The sequence below is a fragment of the Pseudomonas gorinensis genome (assembly GCF_042015035.1).
Lineage (GTDB): Bacteria > Pseudomonadota > Gammaproteobacteria > Pseudomonadales > Pseudomonadaceae > Aquipseudomonas > Aquipseudomonas gorinensis.
Genome location: NZ_CP167125.1, coordinates 6,304,168 through 6,325,137, shown reverse-complemented (window position 1 = coordinate 6,325,137; position 20,970 = coordinate 6,304,168). Strand labels below are relative to the sequence as shown.

Below are 20,970 nucleotides of genomic sequence, written 5' to 3'. Positions count from 1 at the left end.
GATTGTTCAAGACGGCTTGCCGACTGACCTGCGGATTTGAGTGACAAACCCATGCCAAAACGTACTGACATAAAAAGCATCCTGATTCTCGGCGCTGGCCCGATCGTAATCGGCCAGGCCTGCGAATTCGACTACTCCGGCGCCCAGGCTTGTAAGGCGCTGCGCGAGGAGGGCTACCGCGTCATCCTGGTGAACTCCAACCCAGCCACTATCATGACTGACCCGGCCATGGCCGACGCCACCTACATCGAGCCGATCAAGTGGCAGACCGTTGCCAAGATCATCGAGAAAGAGCGTCCGGACGCACTGTTGCCAACCATGGGCGGCCAGACCGCCCTGAACTGCGCCCTGGACTTGGAGCGCGAAGGCGTCCTGGAGAAATTCGGCGTAGAGATGATCGGCGCCAATGCCGACACTATCGACAAGGCTGAAGACCGTTCCCGCTTCGACAAGGCCATGAAGTCCATCGGCCTGGCGTGCCCACGTTCCGGTATCGCTCACAGCATGGAAGAAGCTAACGCGGTCCTCGAGACCCTGGGCTTTCCGTGCATCATCCGTCCTTCCTTCACCATGGGCGGCACCGGCGGCGGTATCGCTTACAACCGTGAAGAGTTCGAAGAAATCTGCGCCCGTGGCCTGGACCTGTCTCCGACCAAAGAGCTGCTGATCGACGAATCCCTGATCGGCTGGAAAGAATATGAGATGGAGGTTGTCCGCGATAAGAAGGACAACTGCATCATCGTCTGCTCCATCGAAAACTTCGACCCGATGGGCGTGCACACCGGTGACTCGATCACCGTGGCTCCAGCACAGACCCTGACCGACAAGGAATACCAGATCCTGCGTAACGCGTCCCTGGCGGTGCTGCGTGAGATCGGTGTGGAAACTGGCGGTTCTAACGTGCAGTTCGGCATCTGCCCGACCACCGGTCGCATGGTCGTTATCGAAATGAACCCGCGTGTGTCCCGTTCGTCGGCCCTGGCCTCGAAGGCTACCGGTTTCCCGATCGCCAAGGTCGCGGCCAAACTGGCCGTGGGTTACACCCTGGACGAACTGTCGAACGACATCACCGGCGGCAAGACCCCGGCGTCCTTCGAGCCGTCCATCGACTACGTCGTGACCAAGCTGCCACGTTTTGCCTTCGAGAAATTCGCCAAGGCTGACGCGCGCCTGACCACCCAGATGAAGTCGGTGGGTGAAGTCATGGCCATCGGCCGGACCTTCCAGGAATCCCTGCAGAAAGCCCTTCGTGGCCTGGAAGTGGGTGTTTGCGGCCTGGACGAAAAACTTGACCTGAGCAACCCGGAAAGCATGAGTGTGCTCAAGCGCGAGCTGACTGTGCCTGGGGCCGAGCGTATCTGGTACGTCGCTGACGCCTTCCGCGCCGGCATGACCGTCGAAGACATCTTCGGCATGAACATGATCGACCCGTGGTTCCTGGTGCAGATCGAAGATCTGATCAAGGAAGAAGAGAAGGTCAAGACCCTGGGCCTGGCCAGCATCGATCGCGACATGATGTTCCGCCTCAAGCGCAAGGGCTTCTCCGACCAGCGCCTGGCCAAGCTGCTGGGTGTGACTGAGAAAAACCTGCGCACGTACCGCCACAAACTGGAAATCTTCCCGGTCTACAAGCGCGTTGACACCTGCGCGGCCGAGTTCTCCACCGACACTGCCTACCTGTACTCCACTTACGAGGAAGAGTGCGAAGCGGCGCCGTCGGGTCGCGACAAGATCATGATCTTGGGCGGCGGTCCAAACCGTATCGGCCAAGGTATCGAGTTCGACTACTGCTGCGTACACGCCGCTCTCGCCCTGCGCGAAGACGGGTACGAGACCATCATGGTCAACTGCAACCCGGAAACCGTTTCCACTGACTACGACACCTCCGATCGTCTGTACTTCGAGCCAGTGACCCTGGAAGACGTGTTGGAAATCGTGCGCGTCGAGAAGCCAAAAGGCGTGATCGTCCAGTACGGCGGCCAAACCCCGCTGAAACTGGCACGTGCCCTTGAAGCTGCCGGCGTGCCGATCATCGGCACCAGCCCGGACGCTATCGACCGTGCAGAAGACCGCGAGCGCTTCCAGCAAATGGTTGAGCGCCTGAACCTGCGTCAGCCGCCAAACGCCACTGTACGCAGCGAAGACGAAGCCATCCGTGCAGCCAGCAAGATCGGCTACCCGTTGGTGGTGCGTCCTTCCTACGTGCTGGGCGGCCGTGCGATGGAAATCGTCTACGAAGAAGAAGAACTCAAGCGTTACCTGCGTGATGCGGTGAAAGTATCCAACGACAGCCCGGTGCTGCTGGATCACTTCCTCAACTGCGCCATCGAGATGGACGTGGATGCTGTTTGCGACGGTACCGACGTGGTCATCGGCGCAATCATGCAGCACATCGAGCAGGCGGGCGTTCACTCCGGTGACTCCGCATGCTCGCTGCCGCCTTACTCGTTGCCAGCGCACATCCAGGACGAGATGCGCGAACAGGTCAAGAAAATGGCCCTGGAGTTGGGCGTGGTCGGCCTGATGAACGTACAGTTGGCGCTGCAGGGCGAAGACATCTACGTCATCGAAGTCAACCCGCGTGCCTCGCGTACCGTGCCGTTTGTGTCCAAGTGCATCGGCGTGTCCCTGGCCATGATCGCTGCGCGTGTGATGGCAGGTAAGACCCTGAAGGAAATCGGGTTCACCAAGGAAATCATTCCGAACTTCTACAGCGTGAAAGAGGCGGTGTTCCCATTCGCCAAATTCCCTGGCGTGGACCCGATCCTGGGCCCAGAGATGAAGTCCACCGGTGAAGTGATGGGTGTGGGCGATACCTTCGGCGAAGCTTTCGCCAAGGCTCAAATGGGCGCCAGCGAAGTGTTGCCAACTGGCGGTACTGCTTTCATCAGCGTGCGTGATGATGACAAGCCACTGGTTGCAGGCGTGGCCCGTGATCTGATCAACTTGGGGTTCGAAATCGTGGCCACCGCCGGGACCGCCAAGCTGATCGAAGCTGCCGGCCTGAAAGTGCGTCGCGTGAACAAGGTGACGGAAGGCCGTCCGCACGTGGTCGACATGATCAAGAATGACGAAGTCACCCTGATCATCAACACCACCGAAGGTCGCCAGTCGATTGCGGACTCTTACTCCATTCGTCGTAACGCCTTGCAGCATAAGATCTACTGCACCACTACCATTGCTGCTGGCGAAGCTATCTGCGAAGCGCTCAAGTTCGGTCCGGAAAAGACCGTGCGTCGCTTGCAGGATCTACACGCAGGATTGAAGGCATGACCAAATACCCAATGACCGTCCAAGGCGCGAAGGCCTTGGAAGAGGAGCACGCCCATCTGACCAAGGTCGTACGTCCAAAGCTGAGCCAGGACATCGGTACGGCCCGCGAGCTGGGTGACTTGAAGGAAAACGCCGAATACCACGCTGCTCGTGAGCAGCAGGGTATGGTCGAGGCGCGGATCCGTGACATCGAAGGCCGTATGCAGAATGCGGTGATCATTGACGTCACGACCATCCCGCATACCGGCAAAGTGATTTTCGGCACAACAGTGGAAATCGCTAACGTCGAGACTGACGAAAGCGTGGTCTACCACATCGTGGGTGAGGACGAAGCTGACTTCAAACTCGGCAAGATCTCCGTTGGTTCTCCACTGGCTCGCGCCTTGATTGCCAAGGAAGAGGGTGATGTGGTGGCGGTCAAGACGCCTGGCGGCGTGATCGAGTACGAGATTGTTGAAGTCCGCCATATCTGAACGGCGGCGCCCGCTTCGTGCGGGCGCTATGCTTTGGCAGCTTGCCCAGATGCTTTGGGTGGGTGGCCTGTGGCTGTTGCACATTGGCGTGGTACCGGCGCTGGGCCTGATTGGTCTGGCGCCGTTGCTGATCGATGAAATCGATGGATTATTGAGCGCGTTGCTGGTGAGTTTCGCAGCGGCATGCGTGACGCTTCAGGCGCTGGTGCTGATCAAGGCCGAAGGCTTGGGGAGTTTGTGGCGGGATATTCGCGGGCAACTGCTGTTGATGGCGCTGTATGCATGCGCGATGTTTTGCGTGGTGCATGTATGGCTGCCGGAAGCGTTGCGCTGGCAGTTATTCAGCTATCTTGTGCTAGGGTTTTCCGGCCTGGTGCTGGTCATGCAGCCGGCGCCCGGGTGGAGTGGCGGGGCGCGCGAGGCGCGCCCGTGACCCTTGTTGTCATTTGAAGCGATGAACGTTCGACAGTTGCTTGTTGACGCTGAAGTTCTTGCGATACAGCAGCGCCATCTTGCCGATGACCTGAACCAGGTCCGCCTTGCCCACCTTGCACAGTTCTGCAATGGCGGTCAGGCGCGCTTCGCGGTCAAGGATGTTGACCTTGATCTTGATCAGTTCGTGATCGCCCAGTGCGCGTTCAAGTTCGGCTAACACACCTTCAGTCAAACCGTTGTCTGCCACAATCAAAACTGGTTTCAGATGGTGGCCAATGGATTTGTACTGTTTCTTCTGCTCTTGAGTGAGCGGCATAATCTGACCCCTGCGTCTGATCTTGTAAAAAGCGGCGGCCAGTTTACCCGAGCGAGTCCGGGACCGCCCAGTTAATCACGACCCGTTTTATTTTCGAGGTGGCCCGTGGCCCGTTCCAAAACTAGCCTTAAGTGGCTGCAAGAGCATTTCAACGATCCTTACGTCAAAAAGGCGCAAAAGGATGGCTATCGTTCCCGGGCCAGCTACAAGCTGTTGGAGATCCAGGACAAGGACAAGTTGATTCGTCCAGGCATGAGCGTTATCGATCTTGGTGCGGCCCCTGGTGGGTGGTCCCAGGTGACCAGTCGTCTGATTGGTGGTCAAGGTCGCCTGATCGCTTCCGACATCCTCGAAATGGACAGCATCCCGGACGTGACCTTCGTTCATGGGGACTTTACCCAGGACACCGTGCTCGCCCAGATCCTCGAGGCTGTGGGAAATTCGCAGGTAGACCTTGTGATTTCCGACATGGCCCCCAATATGAGTGGATTACCGGCCGTTGATATGCCGCGGGCCATGTTCCTTTGCGAATTGGCGCTGGATCTGGCGGGTCGGGTGTTGCGTCCTGGTGGCGATTTCCTGGTGAAGGTGTTCCAGGGAGAAGGTTTTGACGAGTACCACAAGAACATCCGCAAGTTGTTCGACAAGGTGCAGACGCGTAAGCCTGACTCTTCCCGAGACAGGTCCAGAGAGCAATACTTGCTGTGCCGCGGCTTCCGTGGTGTCGAAGGCGCGGCGAGTGAAGAGCGTTTTTGAGGAATTCGAGGAGGGCGATAGGTTTTTTTATATCGCTTTCGTCACGAAGCTTTACGAATATTGTGTAGTCAAAGTTTCACAAAGGGTTACAGACGGCGCCTGCCAGAGTTGTAGGTAATGTAGTAAGTTAGGCCGGTGAATATCATGCGAAGCGCGCGCCAGTAGCGGAGCTTGCTTCAGAGGGTAGTTAATTGAACGATATGGCAAAGAATCTGATCCTGTGGTTGATCATCGCGGCTGTCCTCGTGACGGTGATGAACAACTTCTCCAGCCCTAACGAGCCGCAGACCCTCAACTATTCCGACTTCATCCAGCAAGTTAAGGATGGCAAGGTCGAGCGCGTAGCGGTTGATGGCTACGTGATCACCGGCAAACGCAACGATGGCGACAGCTTCAAGACCATTCGTCCGGCAATTCAGGACAACGGTTTGATCGGCGACCTGGTGGATAACCACGTGGTTGTTGAAGGCAAGCAGCCTGAGCAGCAGAGCATCTGGACCCAGTTGCTGGTCGCCAGCTTCCCGATCCTGGTGATTATCGCCGTGTTCATGTTTTTCATGCGCCAGATGCAAGGTGGTGCGGGAGGCAAGGGCGGGCCGATGAGCTTCGGCAAGAGCAAGGCGCGCCTGCTCTCCGAAGACCAGGTGAAAACCACCCTGGCTGACGTTGCTGGTTGCGACGAAGCCAAGGAAGAAGTCGGTGAACTTGTAGAGTTCCTGCGCGACCCAGGCAAGTTCCAGCGCCTGGGCGGCCGTATTCCTCGCGGGGTGCTGATGGTTGGTCCTCCAGGTACCGGTAAAACCTTGCTCGCCAAGGCGATTGCCGGTGAAGCCAAAGTGCCATTCTTCACCATTTCCGGTTCTGACTTTGTCGAGATGTTTGTCGGCGTCGGTGCCAGCCGTGTTCGCGATATGTTCGAGCAGGCCAAGAAGCACGCACCGTGCATCATTTTCATCGACGAAATCGATGCCGTAGGTCGTCATCGTGGCGCTGGCATGGGCGGCGGTCATGATGAGCGTGAGCAGACCCTCAACCAGTTGCTGGTTGAGATGGATGGTTTCGAGATGAACGATGGCATCATCGTAATCGCCGCGACCAACCGTCCGGACGTGCTGGACCCTGCGCTGCTGCGTCCAGGTCGTTTCGACCGCCAGGTGGTGGTTGGCTTGCCGGATATCCGTGGTCGCGAACAGATCCTGAAAGTCCACATGCGTAAAGTGCCGATGGGTGACGACGTGGCTCCGGCCGTGATCGCCCGTGGTACCCCAGGTTTCTCGGGTGCTGACCTGGCCAACTTGGTAAACGAGGCTTCGCTGTTTGCGGCCCGTACCGGCAAGCGCATCGTTGAAATGAAAGAATTCGAGCTGGCGAAAGACAAGATCATGATGGGCGCTGAGCGCAAATCCATGGTCATGTCCGAGAAAGAGAAGCAAAACACCGCTTATCACGAAGCTGGCCACGCCATTGTAGGGCGTGTGGTGCCTGAGCATGACCCTGTCTATAAAGTTTCGATCATTCCTCGTGGTCGGGCGCTGGGTGTCACCATGTTCCTGCCGGAGGAGGATCGCTACAGCCTCTCCAAGCGTGCGCTGATCAGCCAGATCTGTTCGCTGTACGGCGGTCGTATCGCTGAAGAGATGACCTTGGGCTTCGACGGGGTGACCACCGGTGCCTCCAACGACATCATGCGTGCCAGCCAGATTGCACGGAACATGGTGACCAAGTGGGGGTTGTCGGAAAAACTCGGTCCGTTGATGTATGCCGAGGAAGAGGGTGAAGTATTCCTGGGGCGTGGTGGTGGCGGTCAGAGCGCCAGCTTCTCTGGTGAGACAGCCAAGCTGATCGACTCCGAAGTGCGCAGCATCATTGACCAGTGCTACGGTACGGCCAAGCAGATCCTGACCGACAATCGCGACAAATTGGATGCGATGGCTGATGCGCTGATGAAGTACGAAACCATCGATGCCGATCAGATCGACGACATCATGGCTGGCCGTACACCGCGTGAGCCTCGCGATTGGGAAGGTGGTTCAGGTACCTCGGGTACTCCGCCAGTGGTGCAGAATGAACGCCCTGAAACCCCGATCGGCGGCCCCGCAGCTGACCACTAAGGTTTGAAATGACTTTTGCGTTGTCCTCTACCCGGTTGCCTTGCGGCAACCGGGTTCTTGATTTGGCCCAGACACATGTCATGGGCATTCTTAATGTCACCCCTGATTCCTTTTCTGACGGCGGCCGCTTCAGCCAGCTGGACGCAGCGTTGCGTCATGCTGAGTCGATGGTGGCTGCAGGAGCGACCCTGATTGATGTCGGTGGTGAGTCCACTCGGCCTGGCGCTCGCTTTGTTTCTCCATTGGAGGAACTGGAGCGCGTGGCGCCGGTTGTCGAGCGCATTGCTCGTGAACTGGATGTCATCATATCGGTTGATACATCCACGCCAGCGGTGATGCGTGAGGCAGCGCGCCTGGGCGCGGGACTCATCAATGACGTGCGTTCGCTGCAGCGTGACGGTGCCTTGGATGCGGCGGCGGCGTCCGGCCTTCCAGTGTGCCTGATGCATATGTTGGGCGAGCCCGGCAACATGCAGGACTGCCCTCACTATGACGACCTGGTGGGTGAAGTGAGTGGGTTCCTTGCTGCACGGATCGCCCAGTGCGCCACTGTTGGTATCCCGCCTGAGAAGATCATCCTTGATCCCGGGTTCGGGTTCGCCAAGACCTTGCAGCACAATTTAAGCCTGTTCAAGCATATGGAAGCTTTGCATGCCCTTGGTCGGCCCCTGTTGGTTGGGGTTTCGCGCAAGAGCATGATAGGGCTCGCCTTGAATCGTCCGGTGGGTGAGCGGTTGTACGGTGGCCTTGCACTTGCGGCGCTTGCGGTAACCAAGGGCGCGCGTATCTTGCGCGTGCATGATGTCGCCGAGACCGTCGATGTGGTGCGAATGATCGCCGCTGTAGAATCAGCCGAATAAGAATGATGGAGCACTTATGACTAAAAAATACTTTGGCACCGACGGTATCCGTGGTCGGGTCGGCGAATATCCGATTACTCCTGATTTCATGCTCAAGCTGGGTTGGGCGGCCGGTATGGCTTTCCGTAGCATGGGCGCATGCCGCATCCTGGTGGGCAAGGACACCCGTATCTCGGGTTATATGTTTGAATCGGCACTGGAGGCGGGTCTGTCCGCTGCCGGTGCTGACGTTATGCTGCTGGGGCCGATGCCGACCCCGGCGATCGCATACCTGACGCGTACTTTCCACGCTGAAGCCGGTATCGTGATCAGTGCTTCGCACAATCCCCATGACGATAATGGCATCAAGTTTTTCTCGGGGCAGGGCACCAAGCTGCCTGACGAGATCGAGTTGATGATCGAAGAGCTTCTGGATGCGCCGATGACGGTGGTCGAATCCAGTAAGTTGGGCAAGGTGTCGAGAATCAATGACGCGTCTGGCCGTTATATCGAATTCTGCAAGAGCAGTGTGCCAAGTAGTACCAATTTTGCGGGGTTGAAGATTGTCGTCGACTGCGCCCATGGTGCGACCTACAAGGTGGCGCCAAGTGTATTCAAGGAATTGGGCGCGCAGGTTACCGTGCTGTCGGCTCAGCCTAACGGGCTGAACATCAATGAAAACTGCGGCTCGACCCATATGGAGCAACTGCAGGCAGCCGTTCTGGCTGAGCATGCCGACCTGGGTATCGCGTTTGATGGCGACGGTGATCGTGTCCTGATGGTTGATCACACCGGTACCGTGGTTGATGGCGATGACCTGCTGTTCATCATCGCTCGCGATCTGCATGAACGTAACAAGCTGCAAGGCGGCGTCGTTGGCACGCTGATGAGTAATCTCGGGCTTGAGCTGGCCTTGGCCGAGCTGGGGGTTCCGTTTGTTCGTGCCAATGTGGGTGACCGTTATGTGATCGCCGAACTGCAGGAGCGTAATTGGCAGGTGGGTGGCGAGAACTCGGGGCACGTGGTGTGCTTCCAGCACACGACTACGGGCGACGCCATTATTGCCGCGCTACAAGTGCTGCTGGCATTGCGTCGACGCGACGAGAGTCTTGCCCAGGCGCGTCAAGCCCTGCGCAAATGTCCGCAAGTGTTGCTCAATGTGCGATTTGCCGGTGGCGATAATCCGATCGAGCACCCTGCTGTCAAAGAGGCCTGCGAGCGCGTGACCCTGGCGATGGCGGGACGTGGTCGCGTATTGCTACGCAAGTCCGGTACGGAGCCTTTGGTGCGCGTTATGGTCGAAGGCGAGGATGAAACACAGGTTCGGGGGCACGCCGAAGACCTGGCAAAACTGGTAACTGAAGTTTGCGCCTGAATTCGGCTTGCCAGTGATGATGTGGTTGGGTAACATCTGCGCCCACTTTGACCGACGAGGTACAGCATGCGTCGCACTATGGTAGCTGGTAACTGGAAGATGCACGGTACCCGCGCCAGTGTCGCTGAGCTGATCAATGGCCTTCGTCACTTGGCCTTGCCTAGCGGTGTTGATATTGCGGTTTTCCCGCCTTGCCTGCATATCACCCAAGTGGTTGATGGCTTGAAAGGTAAGTCGATTCAGGTCGGCGCGCAGAATTCTGCAGTGGAAGCCATGCAAGGTGCTCTGACGGGTGAAACTGCACCAAGTCAGTTGGTCGATGCGGGTTGTTCCTACGTGCTTGTCGGGCACTCCGAGCGCCGTCAGATGATGGGTGAGCGTGATGGAACGCTCAACCGCAAGTTCGCGGCAGCACAGGCTTGTGGCCTGATTCCAGTGTTGTGCATAGGGGAGACCCTTGAGCAGCGTGAGTCGGGTAAGACTCTTGAGGTTGTCTCGCGTCAGCTGGGCAGCATCATTGAAGAGTTGGGTGTTGGTGCATTTGCAAAGGCAGTAATTGCTTACGAGCCGGTCTGGGCCATTGGTACCGGGCTGACTGCTACACCGCAACAGGCGCAGGATGTGCACGCAGCCATCCGCGCGCAGTTGGCGGCAGAGAATTCTGAAGTCGCACAAGGTGTGCGTCTTCTATACGGCGGCAGCGTGAAGGCGGCCAATGCGGTCGAACTGTTCGGCATGCCGGATATCGATGGGGGGCTCATTGGTGGAGCCTCCCTGAATGCAGATGAGTTCGGTGCGATTTGTCGCGCCGCGGGAAACTGAAAAAATGCTGGAAACAGTCGTAGTCGTTTTTCATCTGTTGGCTGCCCTGGGCGTAGTTGCCCTGGTTTTGTTGCAACAGGGTAAAGGTGCGGATGCTGGTGCGTCTTTCGGTGCAGGTGCTTCAAATACTGTATTCGGAAGCCAAGGTTCCTCTACCTTTCTTAGTAAGTTTACTGCTATACTTGCCGCCGGTTTCTTCATAACCAGCTTGGGGTTAGGTTACTTTGCTAAAGAGAAAGCTCATGTGCTGACTCAAGTAGGTCTCCCAAACCCAGCAGTGTTGGAAGTGCCAAAAGCAAAACCGGCTTCTGATGATGTCCCGGTGCTTCAAGAGCAAAAGTCGGCTACTCCAGCGACTGACGTACCTCCAGCTCAAGAGCAGAAGTAAGAAGGGTTGTAAACGCTGTATTGCCGAGGTGGTGGAATTGGTAGACACGCAACCTTGAGGTGGTTGTGCCCATAGGGTGTAGGGGTTCGAGTCCCCTTCTCGGTACCAATTATCAGGAGAGCCCGCTGTTGCGGGCTTTCTTGTAGGTGGAAGGTTACATTGACCCTGTAAGGGATCGGTCGTATACTTCCGCCCCAGCTTTGTCGCGGGGTGGAGCAGTCTGGTAGCTCGTCGGGCTCATAACCCGAAGGTCGTCGGTTCAAATCCGGCCCCCGCAACCAGTTTTAGCGGAGCCCCTTTTAAGGGGCTTTTTGTTAGCTGGACACTTTCAACGCCGCTATTCGACGGCGTTTCAAGGATGGGCGTTTCGCCCATTTTTTTATTTTGCACAGCATGCACATACATGCACGAGGGGGTTCAGGTGTCGAGCAAGCTAGAAGAGTTGCAGGCCTTGCTGGCCCCGGTGGTCGTGGCCCTAGGCTATGAATGCTGGGGTATTGAGTTTTCGGCTCAAGGTCGCCACTCAATGTTGCGCGTTTATATCGATAAAGAGGGCGGCGTGCTGGTGGACGATTGTGCCATTGTCAGTCGTCAGATCAGCGGTGTCCTGGATGTTGAAGATCCAATCGCCGTTGAATACACCCTCGAAGTTTCCTCGCCAGGCATGGAACGCCCACTGTTCACTATTGATCAGTTTGCAAAATTTGCCGGTGAACAAGTGAAGATCAAGCTGCGATCTCCCTTTGAAGGGCGACGCAATTTTCAGGGCCTTCTGCGCGGTGTAGAAGAGCAGGACGTCGTGGTGCAGGTAGAAGACCATGAGTTCCTGTTGCCGATCGATATGATCGACAAGGCCAACATTATTCCCAGTTTTGACTGAGACGCGGATCCCGCGGATCCAATGGCTTGCGAAAGGCGAGGCGTACGATGAGCAAAGAAGTACTGCTGGTTGTTGAGTCGGTATCCAATGAAAAGGGCGTACCGGCAAACGTGATTTTTGAAGCGCTGGAGTTGGCCCTGGCCACTGCTACCAAAAAGCGTTTTGAAGACGAAGTTGATCTGCGTGTGGAAATCAACCGCCACACCGGTGCCTATGAGACTTTCCGTCGCTGGACGGTCGTCGAAGAAGCCGATCTTGATGATCCGGCCATTGAAACCTGGCCAAGCAAGGTTGCTGAAACGCATCCTGGTGCCAAGGTGGGTGATGTTGTCGAAGAAAAGATCGAATCGATCGAGTTCGGCCGTATTGCTGCACAGACCGCCAAGCAGGTCATCGTGCAGAAGGTTCGCGAAGCCGAGCGCGCTCAAGTCGTTGACGCCTATCGCGAGCGCCTGGGAGAAATCATCTCGGGTACTGTGAAAAAAGTTACCCGCGACAACGTGATCGTCGACCTGGGCAACAACGCCGAAGCATTGCTGGCCCGTGAAGACATCATCTCTCGCGAAACCTTCCGTGTCGGCGTGCGTCTGCGTGCGCTGCTCAAGGAAATCCGCACCGAGAACCGCGGCCCTCAGCTGATCCTGTCGCGTACCGCGCCGGAAATGCTGATCGAACTGTTCCGTATCGAAGTGCCGGAAATCGCCGAAGGCCTGATCGAAGTCATGGCTGCGTCCCGGGACCCGGGTTCGCGCGCCAAGATCGCGGTCCGCTCCAAGGACAAACGCATCGACCCGCAGGGCGCTTGCATTGGTATGCGCGGTTCGCGCGTCCAGGCAGTGTCGGGCGAATTGGGCGGTGAGCGTGTGGACATCGTCCTGTGGGACGATAACCCGGCGCAGTTCGTGATCAACGCCATGTCGCCGGCTGAAGTGGCGGCAATTATCGTTGACGAAGATGCCCATGCAATGGACATCGCCGTTGGCGCAGACAATCTGGCTCAGGCCATTGGTCGTGGTGGTCAGAACGTGCGTCTGGCCAGCCAACTGACCGGCTGGACCCTGAACGTGATGACCGAATCGGACATCCAGGCTAAGCAGCAAGCTGAAACCGGTGACATCCTGCGCAACTTTATCGACGAGTTGGAAGTCGACGAAGATCTGGCGCAGGTGCTGGTAGATGAAGGCTTCACCAGCCTGGAAGAGATTGCCTACGTACCGTTGGAAGAAATGCTCAACATCGACGGCTTTGACGAAGACACCGTCAACGAGCTTCGCGCTCGGGCCAAGGATCGTTTGTTGACTAAAGCCATCGCTACTGAGGAAAAGCTGGCAGACGCCCATCCGGCCGAAGACCTGCTCTCGCTTGAGGGTATGGACAAGGATTTGGCGATGGAACTGGCGGTGCGCGGCGTAATTACCCGCGAAGACCTGGCCGAGCAGTCTATTGACGATCTGCTCGACATCGACGGCATTGACGATGATCGTGCCGGCAAGTTGATCATGGCCGCCCGAGCCCATTGGTTCGAGTAATTAGGCGCGGCCTGAGGAGAGAAGTGCATGACGCAAGTCACGGTGAAACAACTGGCCGATGAGGTCAAAACACCGGTAGAGCGCCTGTTGCAGCAGATGCGTGAGGCAGGTCTGCCGCACACCGCCGCCGATGAAGGTGTGAGCGATAGTGAGAAGCAGTCTTTGCTGACTCACTTGAAGAGCAGCCACAAGGCGAAAGTGGAAGAACCGCGCAAGATTACATTGCAGCGCAAAACCACCAGCACCCTGCGTGTTGCTGGTAGCAAGAGCATTAGCGTTGAAGTGCGCAAGAAGAAAGTCTTCGTGCAGCGCAGCCCGGAAGAAATCGAAGCCGAGCGTAAACGCGAACTGGAAGAACGTCGTGCAGTAGAAAATGCTGCTCGCCAGAAGGCTGAAGAAGAAGCCAAGCGTCGCGCCGAAGAAGAAGCGCGTCGCCAGCCTGCTGCTGCGCAACCTGCTGCCACTGATGCAGTCGCGGCCCCTGCTGCGCCTGTAGAAGCTGTGCGTGAGGCCGCTCCGGTTGCCGCTGCACCAGCACCTGCTGCTGACGCTCGTAAACGCGACGAACCTCGTCGTCCGGACAAGCCACGTGCCGACGATAACAATCGTCGCGGTGGTGGTGGTGATGGCGAGCGCAAAAACGCTCCGCATCGCGCCTCGGTCAAAGAGAAAGCGCCTGCGCCACGCGTTGCGCCACGGACTACCGACGAAGAAAGCGATGGCTTCCGTCGTGGTGGTCGCGGCAAGGCCAAGCTGAAAAAACGCAACGCCCACGGTTTCCAGAGCCCAACCGGCCCTGTCGTGCGTGAAGTGAAGATCGGCGAGACCATCACTGTAGGCGACCTCGCCCAGCAGATGTCGGTCAAGGCAGCTGAAATCATCAAGTTCATGTTCAAGCTGGGCACCCCGGCCACCATCAACCAGGTACTGGACCAGGAAACTGCCCAACTGGTTGCGGAAGAGCTGGGCCACAAAGTGACCCTGGTCAGCGACACAGCCCTGGAAGATTCCCTGGCCGAGTCCCTGAAGTTTGAAGGTGAAGCCGTTTCCCGTGCACCAGTCGTGACCGTAATGGGCCACGTTGACCACGGTAAAACTTCCCTGCTCGACTACATTCGTCGTGCCAAGGTTGCAGCAGGTGAGGCTGGCGGTATTACCCAGCACATCGGCGCCTACCACGTTGAAACCGATCGCGGCATGGTGACGTTCCTCGACACCCCAGGTCACGCCGCGTTTACCGCGATGCGTGCCCGTGGTGCCAAGGCGACCGACATCGTGATCCTGGTGGTCGCAGCGGACGACGGCGTGATGCCACAAACCATCGAAGCCGTTCAGCATGCCAAGGCAGCTGGCGTACCGTTGGTGGTGGCAGTGAACAAAATCGACAAGCCGGGCGCTGATCTCGATCGCATCCGTAGCGAATTGTCGGTTCACGGCGTGACTTCTGAAGAGTGGGGTGGTGACACTCCATTCGTACCGGTCTCCGCGAAGATGGGTACTGGCGTTGACGAATTGCTTGAAGCCGTTCTGTTGCAAGCCGAAGTTCTGGAACTGACCGCTACTCCATCGGCTCCTGGCCGCGGTGTCGTGGTTGAGTCTCGCCTCGACAAGGGCCGTGGCCCGGTTGCGACCGTCCTGGTTCAAGACGGTACCCTGCGCCAAGGCGACATGGTGCTGGTCGGTTCGAACTACGGCCGTGTACGTGCCATGCTTGACGAGAACGGCAAGTCCATCAAGGAAGCTGGTCCGGCCATCCCTGTCGAGATTCTCGGCCTGGACGGTACCCCGGACGCTGGCGACGAGATGAGCGTGGTTGCCGACGAGAAGAAAGCCCGTGAAGTGGCTTTGTTCCGCCAAGGCAAGTTCCGCGAAGTCAAGTTGGCCCGTGCTCACGCCGGCAAGCTGGAAAACATCTTCGAGAACATGGGGCAGGAAGAGAAGAAGACGCTTAACATCGTCCTCAAATCTGACGTTCGTGGTTCCCTCGAAGCGTTGAACGGCGCCTTGAACGGCCTGGGTAACGACGAAGTGCAAGTGCGTGTTGTTGGTGGCGGTGTTGGTGGTATCACCGAGTCCGACGCTAACCTGGCACTGGCTTCCAACGCTGTACTGTTCGGCTTCAACGTGCGTGCCGATGCTGGCGCTCGCAAGATCGTCGAGCAGGAAGGCCTGGACATGCGTTACTACAACGTCATCTACGACATCATCGAAGACGTCAAGAAAGCCCTTACCGGCATGCTTGGCAGCGACGTCCGGGAAAATATCCTGGGTGTTGCCGAAGTACGTGACGTGTTCCGTTCGCCGAAATTTGGCGCGATCGCCGGCTGTATGGTTATCGAAGGCACCGTTTACCGTAACCGTCCAATCCGTGTACTGCGTGAAGACATCGTTATCTTCGAAGGCGAGCTGGAATCCCTGCGCCGCTTCAAGGATGACGCTTCTGAAGTACGTGCCGGCATGGAGTGCGGTATCGGCGTCAAGAGCTATAACGACGTCAAGGTTGGCGACAAGATCGAAGTTTTCGAGAAGGTTCAGGTTGCTCGCAGCCTCTAACTCGCGCACTTCAAGGGCCACGCCGCGTGTGGGCATGCAAATGCCCCGCGCCGCGTCCGGACTCTAAACGCAACGCCCGGTCTGGCTTTTGTCAGGCCGGGCGTTTGCCGCTTTCAGACCCCACGGATTTCACCGTGTGGCAGTAACAGGTAACAAGACATGGCAAAAGAATACAGCCGTACCCAACGTATCGGCGATCAGATGCAGCGCGAGCTGGCTCAACTGATCCGTCGCGAAGTTAAAGACCCGCGCGTTGGCCTGGTCACTATCACTGCCGTTGAAGTGAGCCGTGACGTGGGTCACGCCAAGATCTTCATCACCGTGATGGGCCAGGACAGCAGCGAAGAAATCGCGCAAAGCATCAAGGTGCTCAACGCTGCCGCCGGCTTCCTGCGTATGCAGCTTGCCCGTGAGATGAAGCTGCGCAGCGTGCCTCAGTTGCACTTCCACTACGACGAAAGCGTCGTGCGGGGTGCGCACCTGTCGGCACTGATCGAGCGCGCAGTGGCTGAAGATAATCAGCACCCGTCCACACCTGAAGACGCCAAGGAGTAAGCGGTGGCTCAGGTTAAACGTATCCGTCGCAATGTCAGTGGCATCATTCTGCTCGACAAACCCATTGGCTTTACCTCCAATGCCGCGTTGCAGAAGGTCCGCTGGCTGCTCAATGCCGAAAAGGCCGGGCACACGGGCAGCCTCGATCCCCTGGCCACCGGCGTGCTGCCGTTGTGCTTTGGCGAGGCCACCAAGTTCTCGCAATACCTGCTCGACTCCGACAAGGGTTACGAAACCCTGATGCAACTGGGCAAGACCACTACCACGGCCGATGCCGAAGGTGATGTTCTGCAGGTTCGCGACGTGACCGTTGGTCGTGCTGATATCGAAGCTGTTTTACCCGCTTTTCGCGGGCAAATCAGTCAGATACCGCCGATGTACTCGGCTCTCAAGCGGGATGGGCAGCCTCTTTACAAGCTGGCACGTGCGGGCGAAGTAGTGGAGCGCGAACCGCGTTCTGTTACTATTGCGCGCTTGGAATTGCTCGCCTGTGAAGGCGACACCGCCCGCTTGGCGGTGGACTGCAGCAAAGGCACCTATATCCGGACCCTGGTGGAAGATATTGGTGAGAAGCTCGGTTGCGGCGCGTACGTTGCAGAGCTGCGACGCACACAGGCCGGACCTTTCAGCCTGGCCCAAACGGTCACGCTGGAAGAGTTGGAGGCGGTGCATGCCGAAGGCGGCAACGAGGCGGTTGATCGCTTCCTGATGCCATCGGACAGCGGTTTGCTTGATTGGCCATTGCTGCACTTCTCGGAGCACAGCGCGTTCTATTGGCTCAATGGCCAGCCGGTACGTGCCCCGGATGCCCCGAAATTTGGCATGGTGCGAGTACAGGATCATAACGGTCGCTTTATCGGTATCGGTGAAGTGAGCGAAGACGGGCGCATCGCGCCGCGTCGACTGATTCGGTCAGAATGACCGAACGAGTGTGGCTGTTAACAGGCACGGTCAACACTCATTTTTAGATACAGGGATTTGTCCCTGGCCTGTTGAAACTGCCCTTTGGGCAGTTTCCTGAAAAAAGGATTGCCTCATGGCTCTCGACGTTCAAGAAAAAGCACAAATCGTAGCTGACTATCAGCAAGCTGTTGGTGACACTGGTTCGCCAGAAGTGCAAGTTGCACTGCTGACCCACAACATCAACAAGCTGCAAGGTCACTTCAAGGCCAACGGTAAAGATCACCACTCCCGTCGTGGTCTGATCCGCATGGTAAACCAGCGCCGTAAGCTGCTGGACTACCTGAAAGGCAAGGATCTGGGTCGTTATCAGGCTCTGATCGGTCGCCTGGGTCTGCGTCGCTAATCAGCGATTGCGCTAGAGGTTGGTTGTCTGCCGTGTGTCAGTGGGATTCCCGCTGGCTCATGGCAGGCTCCCAGCCTCAAGTTTTATCTGGATACACGTTTTACCCCTGGACAACGGTTGGGCCGACTCCCGACATTGCCCAAGAATTTCGTAAGAAGACAAGTTCCCCAAGAGCCACAAAGAAGGTAGGACACCGTGAACCCGGTTATCAAAAAATTCCAGTTCGGTCAGTCGACCGTTACCCTCGAGACAGGCCGTATCGCCCGTCAAGCTTCCGGCGCAGTGCTGGTTACCGTTGACGACGACGTCACCGTATTGGTGACCGTTGTAGGTGCCAAGCAAGCCGATCCAGGCAAGGGTTTCTTCCCTCTGTCTGTCCACTACCAGGAAAAGACTTACGCTGCCGGTAAGATCCCTGGCGGTTTCTTCAAGCGCGAAGGCCGTCCTTCCGAGAAAGAAACCCTGACTTCCCGACTGATCGACCGTCCGATCCGTCCGCTGTTCCCAGAAGGCTTCATGAACGAAGTGCAGGTTGTCTGCACCGTCGTTTCCACCAGCAAGAAAACCGATCCGGACATCGCTGCGATGATCGGTACTTCGGCTGCCCTGGCCATCTCCGGTATTCCTTTCGATGGCCCGATCGGCGCTGCCCGCGTTGCCTTCCACGAAAGCACCGGCTACCTGCTGAACCCGACTTACGAGCAACTGAAAGCTTCGAGCCTGGACATGGTCGTTGCCGGTACTTCGGAAGCCGTGTTGATGGTTGAATCGGAAGCCAAAGAGCTGACCGAAGACCAGATGCTGGGCGCGGTACTGTTTGCTCACGACGAGTTCCAGGTCGTGATCAACGCCGTTAAAGAACTGGCCGCTGAAGCTGCCAAGCCAACCTGGACCTGGGCTGCTGCCCCGGAAGCCACCGAACTGCTGGGCGCTATCCGTGCCGAGTTCGGCGAAGCGATCTCCCAGGCCTACACCATCACCATCAAGGCCGACCGTTACGCTCGCCTGGGTGAGCTGAAGGATCAGGTTGTTGCCAAGCTGTCCGGCGAAGAAGGCCAGCCTTCCGCCAGCGACGTCAAGGCTGCATTCGGTGAAATCGAATACCGCACCGTTCGCGAGAACATCGTTAACGGCAAGCCACGTATCGACGGCCGTGACACTCGCACCGTGCGTCCGCTGAACATCGAAGTCGGCGTTCTGCCGAAGACTCACGGTTCGGCGTTGTTCACTCGTGGTGAAACCCAAGCGCTGGTTGTTGCGACCCTGGGTACTGCCCGTGACGCACAGCTGCTGGACACCCTGGAAGGCGAGAAAAAAGACCCGTTCATGCTGCACTACAACTTCCCTCCGTTCTCGGTGGGCGAGTGTGGTCGCATGGGCGGTGCTGGTCGTCGCGAAATCGGTCACGGCCGTCTGGCCCGCCGTTCGGTTCAGGCCATGCTGCCTGCTGCTGACGTGTTCCCGTACACCATCCGTGTGGTGTCGGAAATCACCGAGTCCAACGGTTCCAGCTCCATGGCTTCCGTTTGCGGTGCTTCCCTGGCGCTGATGGACGCTGGTGTGCCGATGAAGGCACCGGTTGCCGGTATCGCCATGGGCCTGGTTAAAGAAGGCGAGAAGTTCGCCATCCTGACCGACATCCTGGGTGACGAAGACCACCTGGGCGACATGGACTTCAAAGTCGCTGGTACCGCTAAAGGTGTTACCGCGCTGCAGATGGACATCAAGATCAAGGGCATCACCGAAGAGATCATGGAGATCGCCCTGGGCCAAGCCCTGGAAGCGCGCCTGAATATCCTCGGTCAGATGAACCAGATCATTGGTCAGTCCCGTACCGAGCTGTCGGAAAACGCTCCGACCATGATCGCGATGAAAATCGACACCGACAAAATCCGTGATGTTATCGGTAAAGGCGGCGCGACCATCCGTGCGATCTGTGAAGAGACCAAGGCTTCGATCGACATCGAAGACGACGGCTCGATCAAGATCTTCGGCGAAACCAAGGAAGCTGCAGAGGCCGCGCGTCAGCGCGTTCTGGGCATCACCGCGGAAGCCGAGATCGGCAAGATCTATGTCGGTAAAGTTGAACGCATCGTCGACTTCGGCGCATTCGTCAACATCCTGCCGGGCAAAGACGGTCTGGTTCACATCTCCATGCTGAGCGACGCTCGTGTTGAGAAAGTGACCGACATTCTGAAAGAAGGCCAGGAAGTGGAAGTGCTGGTACTGGACGTGGACAACCGCGGCCGTATCAAGCTGTCCATCAAGGATGTAGCAGCAGCCAAGGCTTCGGGCGTTTAATCACCCGCAGGTTTCACGCTGAAAAAGGGACTCTTCGGAGTCCTTTTTTTATGGCGGCGGAAAAAGCCCGAAAAATCAGTTGTTTAATCCAAGCCAAAAAACCGCAACTTGCACGCAGGCACGACGCGGTTCATGCAAGTTGCACGATTCCGAAAAGATGGGTATTTGTTAATGCATTGTTTTTAAAGGGTTTTTATCTGGATTTCGACTTGGCACAGTGCCTGCAATATCCCTGTTAACGCTGCAGCATCAAGGTCCACACGCTGCAGACTTTTAATAAAACAGGAGTTACTCGTATGAAGAAGTTCGCTCTCGCTACTGCTACCGCTTTGACACTGGCTATGACCAACGTTGCTTTCGCTCAAACGTCTCAAGCGCCGATGACACTGGCTGCTGGCGAAGTGACTAAGGCCAAGGAGTCCACCTCGGATACCTGGATCACCACCAAAGTTAAAGCTGACCTGCTGACCGAAAAAGGCATCCCAGGTTCGGACATCAAGGTTGAGACCAACAAAGGTGTGGTTTCCCTGTCGTCGACCGTTGCCATCTCTGACTCTCAGAAAGCGACCGCTGTAGCGATCACCAAGAAAATCAAAGGCGTAACTGCTGTTTCGGCTGATGGCCTGTTGGCCGGCGGCGCTACCAAAGCAGACAATATCGACAAAACCAAGGGCGCAGCCGCTGATGCCAAAGGCGCAACCAGCGACACTTGGATCACCACCAAAGTGAAGGCTGACCTGGTTACTGAGAAAGGCATTCCTGGCACAGACATCAAAGTCGAAACCAACAAAGGCGTGGTTTCCCTGTCTTCGACGACTGCTGTGACTGAATCGCAGAAAGCCACTGCTGTTGCGATCACCAAGAAAATCAAAGGCGTTAAAGCAGTATCGGCTGATGGCTTGAAAGCCGAGTAACGCTCAACCCATCGCCTGAACTAGGCGCGGCGGCAACGAGTGAGCCAGTTATCCACTCAATGCACCTCACGTGTTCATGCGACCGGCCACAAGGAAGTGGTCATTACAGGCCCCGGCATTCGTGTCGGGGCCTGTTCTATTGTG

General features: G+C 57.3%; 18 protein-coding genes and 2 tRNA genes. 19 read left to right on the top strand and 1 reads right to left on the bottom strand.

The window, feature by feature from the left end:
• The first annotated feature begins 51 nt into the window (after positions 1 to 51).
• Genes carB through AB7933_RS28925 form a run of 3 tightly spaced genes read left to right on the top strand, consistent with a single transcriptional unit; the run spans position 52 to position 4,179 of the window.
• The gene (gene carB / locus AB7933_RS28935; protein WP_024077442.1) at positions 52 to 3,273 is read left to right on the top strand and encodes a carbamoyl-phosphate synthase large subunit; all 3,222 of its coding nucleotides are present in this window, start codon (positions 52 to 54) and stop codon (positions 3,271 to 3,273) included.
• A complete protein-coding gene (gene greA, locus AB7933_RS28930; protein WP_024077441.1) occupies positions 3,270 to 3,746 on the top strand; it encodes a transcription elongation factor GreA in 477 nt (158 codons plus the stop codon). The genes carB and greA overlap by 4 nt, the downstream gene beginning before the upstream one ends.
• Before the next feature lie 28 nt (positions 3,747 to 3,774).
• Positions 3,775 to 4,179 (top strand): hypothetical protein, encoded by a 405-nt coding sequence (locus AB7933_RS28925; RefSeq protein WP_041161027.1) that lies wholly within the window; start codon positions 3,775 to 3,777, stop codon positions 4,177 to 4,179.
• 9 nt (positions 4,180 to 4,188) lie between these two features.
• On the opposite strand, the gene AB7933_RS28920 is transcribed toward AB7933_RS28925, so the two are convergent.
• Complete coding sequence (locus AB7933_RS28920) at positions 4,189 to 4,497, bottom strand: YhbY family RNA-binding protein (RefSeq protein WP_024077439.1); 309 nt, start codon at positions 4,495 to 4,497, stop codon at positions 4,189 to 4,191.
• Positions 4,498 to 4,602: 105 nt separating this feature from the next.
• Here AB7933_RS28920 and rlmE point away from each other — a divergent pair, with 105 nt between their 5' ends.
• The 16 genes from rlmE to AB7933_RS28840 all read left to right on the top strand — a co-directional run bounded on the left by rlmE (position 4,603) and on the right by AB7933_RS28840 (position 20,826).
• Complete coding sequence (rlmE, locus tag AB7933_RS28915; RefSeq protein WP_015885924.1) at positions 4,603 to 5,253, top strand: 23S rRNA (uridine(2552)-2'-O)-methyltransferase RlmE; 651 nt, start codon at positions 4,603 to 4,605, stop codon at positions 5,251 to 5,253.
• Between the two features lie 200 nt (positions 5,254 to 5,453).
• The gene (ftsH, locus tag AB7933_RS28910; RefSeq protein ID WP_032803717.1) at positions 5,454 to 7,364 is read left to right on the top strand and encodes an ATP-dependent zinc metalloprotease FtsH; all 1,911 of its coding nucleotides are present in this window, start codon (positions 5,454 to 5,456) and stop codon (positions 7,362 to 7,364) included.
• An 8-nt stretch (positions 7,365 to 7,372) separates the two neighbouring features.
• Positions 7,373 to 8,224 carry a dihydropteroate synthase gene (gene folP / locus AB7933_RS28905; RefSeq protein WP_024077438.1) on the top strand — a complete coding sequence of 284 codons (852 nt, stop codon included), beginning with the start codon at positions 7,373 to 7,375 and terminating at the stop codon, positions 8,222 to 8,224.
• 16 nt (positions 8,225 to 8,240) lie between these two features.
• On the top strand, positions 8,241 to 9,578 hold the full coding sequence (gene glmM / locus AB7933_RS28900; protein WP_024077437.1) for a phosphoglucosamine mutase: 1,338 nt from the start codon (positions 8,241 to 8,243) through the stop codon (positions 9,576 to 9,578).
• Between the two features lie 66 nt (positions 9,579 to 9,644).
• Positions 9,645 to 10,400 carry a triose-phosphate isomerase gene (gene tpiA / locus AB7933_RS28895; protein ID WP_024077436.1) on the top strand — a complete coding sequence of 252 codons (756 nt, stop codon included), beginning with the start codon at positions 9,645 to 9,647 and terminating at the stop codon, positions 10,398 to 10,400.
• Between the two features lie 4 nt (positions 10,401 to 10,404).
• Positions 10,405 to 10,788 (top strand): preprotein translocase subunit SecG, encoded by a 384-nt coding sequence (gene secG / locus AB7933_RS28890; protein WP_010206600.1) that lies wholly within the window; start codon positions 10,405 to 10,407, stop codon positions 10,786 to 10,788.
• Between the two features lie 22 nt (positions 10,789 to 10,810).
• Positions 10,811 to 10,896 (top strand) — tRNA-Leu (locus AB7933_RS28885).
• 96 nt (positions 10,897 to 10,992) lie between these two features.
• Positions 10,993 to 11,069, top strand: a tRNA-Met gene (locus tag AB7933_RS28880).
• 140 nt (positions 11,070 to 11,209) lie between these two features.
• Positions 11,210 to 11,668 (top strand): ribosome maturation factor RimP, encoded by a 459-nt coding sequence (gene rimP, locus AB7933_RS28875; RefSeq protein ID WP_032865935.1) that lies wholly within the window; start codon positions 11,210 to 11,212, stop codon positions 11,666 to 11,668.
• A 47-nt stretch (positions 11,669 to 11,715) separates the two neighbouring features.
• Entirely contained in the window at positions 11,716 to 13,197 is a 1,482-nt protein-coding gene (nusA, locus tag AB7933_RS28870) for a transcription termination factor NusA (protein WP_008057419.1), read from the top strand.
• A gap of 27 nt (positions 13,198 to 13,224) precedes the next feature.
• Entirely contained in the window at positions 13,225 to 15,750 is a 2,526-nt protein-coding gene (infB, locus tag AB7933_RS28865) for a translation initiation factor IF-2 (RefSeq protein WP_024077435.1), read from the top strand.
• 159 nt (positions 15,751 to 15,909) lie between these two features.
• Complete coding sequence (rbfA, locus tag AB7933_RS28860; RefSeq protein WP_024077434.1) at positions 15,910 to 16,305, top strand: 30S ribosome-binding factor RbfA; 396 nt, start codon at positions 15,910 to 15,912, stop codon at positions 16,303 to 16,305.
• A gap of 3 nt (positions 16,306 to 16,308) precedes the next feature.
• On the top strand, positions 16,309 to 17,226 hold the full coding sequence (gene truB, locus AB7933_RS28855; protein ID WP_010562682.1) for a tRNA pseudouridine(55) synthase TruB: 918 nt from the start codon (positions 16,309 to 16,311) through the stop codon (positions 17,224 to 17,226).
• Positions 17,227 to 17,341: 115 nt separating this feature from the next.
• Positions 17,342 to 17,611 carry a 30S ribosomal protein S15 gene (rpsO, locus tag AB7933_RS28850; RefSeq protein WP_003176135.1) on the top strand — a complete coding sequence of 90 codons (270 nt, stop codon included), beginning with the start codon at positions 17,342 to 17,344 and terminating at the stop codon, positions 17,609 to 17,611.
• A gap of 195 nt (positions 17,612 to 17,806) precedes the next feature.
• Positions 17,807 to 19,912 carry a polyribonucleotide nucleotidyltransferase gene (pnp, locus tag AB7933_RS28845; RefSeq protein WP_024077433.1) on the top strand — a complete coding sequence of 702 codons (2,106 nt, stop codon included), beginning with the start codon at positions 17,807 to 17,809 and terminating at the stop codon, positions 19,910 to 19,912.
• A 296-nt stretch (positions 19,913 to 20,208) separates the two neighbouring features.
• On the top strand, positions 20,209 to 20,826 hold the full coding sequence (locus tag AB7933_RS28840) for a BON domain-containing protein (protein WP_024077432.1): 618 nt from the start codon (positions 20,209 to 20,211) through the stop codon (positions 20,824 to 20,826).
• Positions 20,827 to 20,970 lie beyond the last annotated feature (144 nt).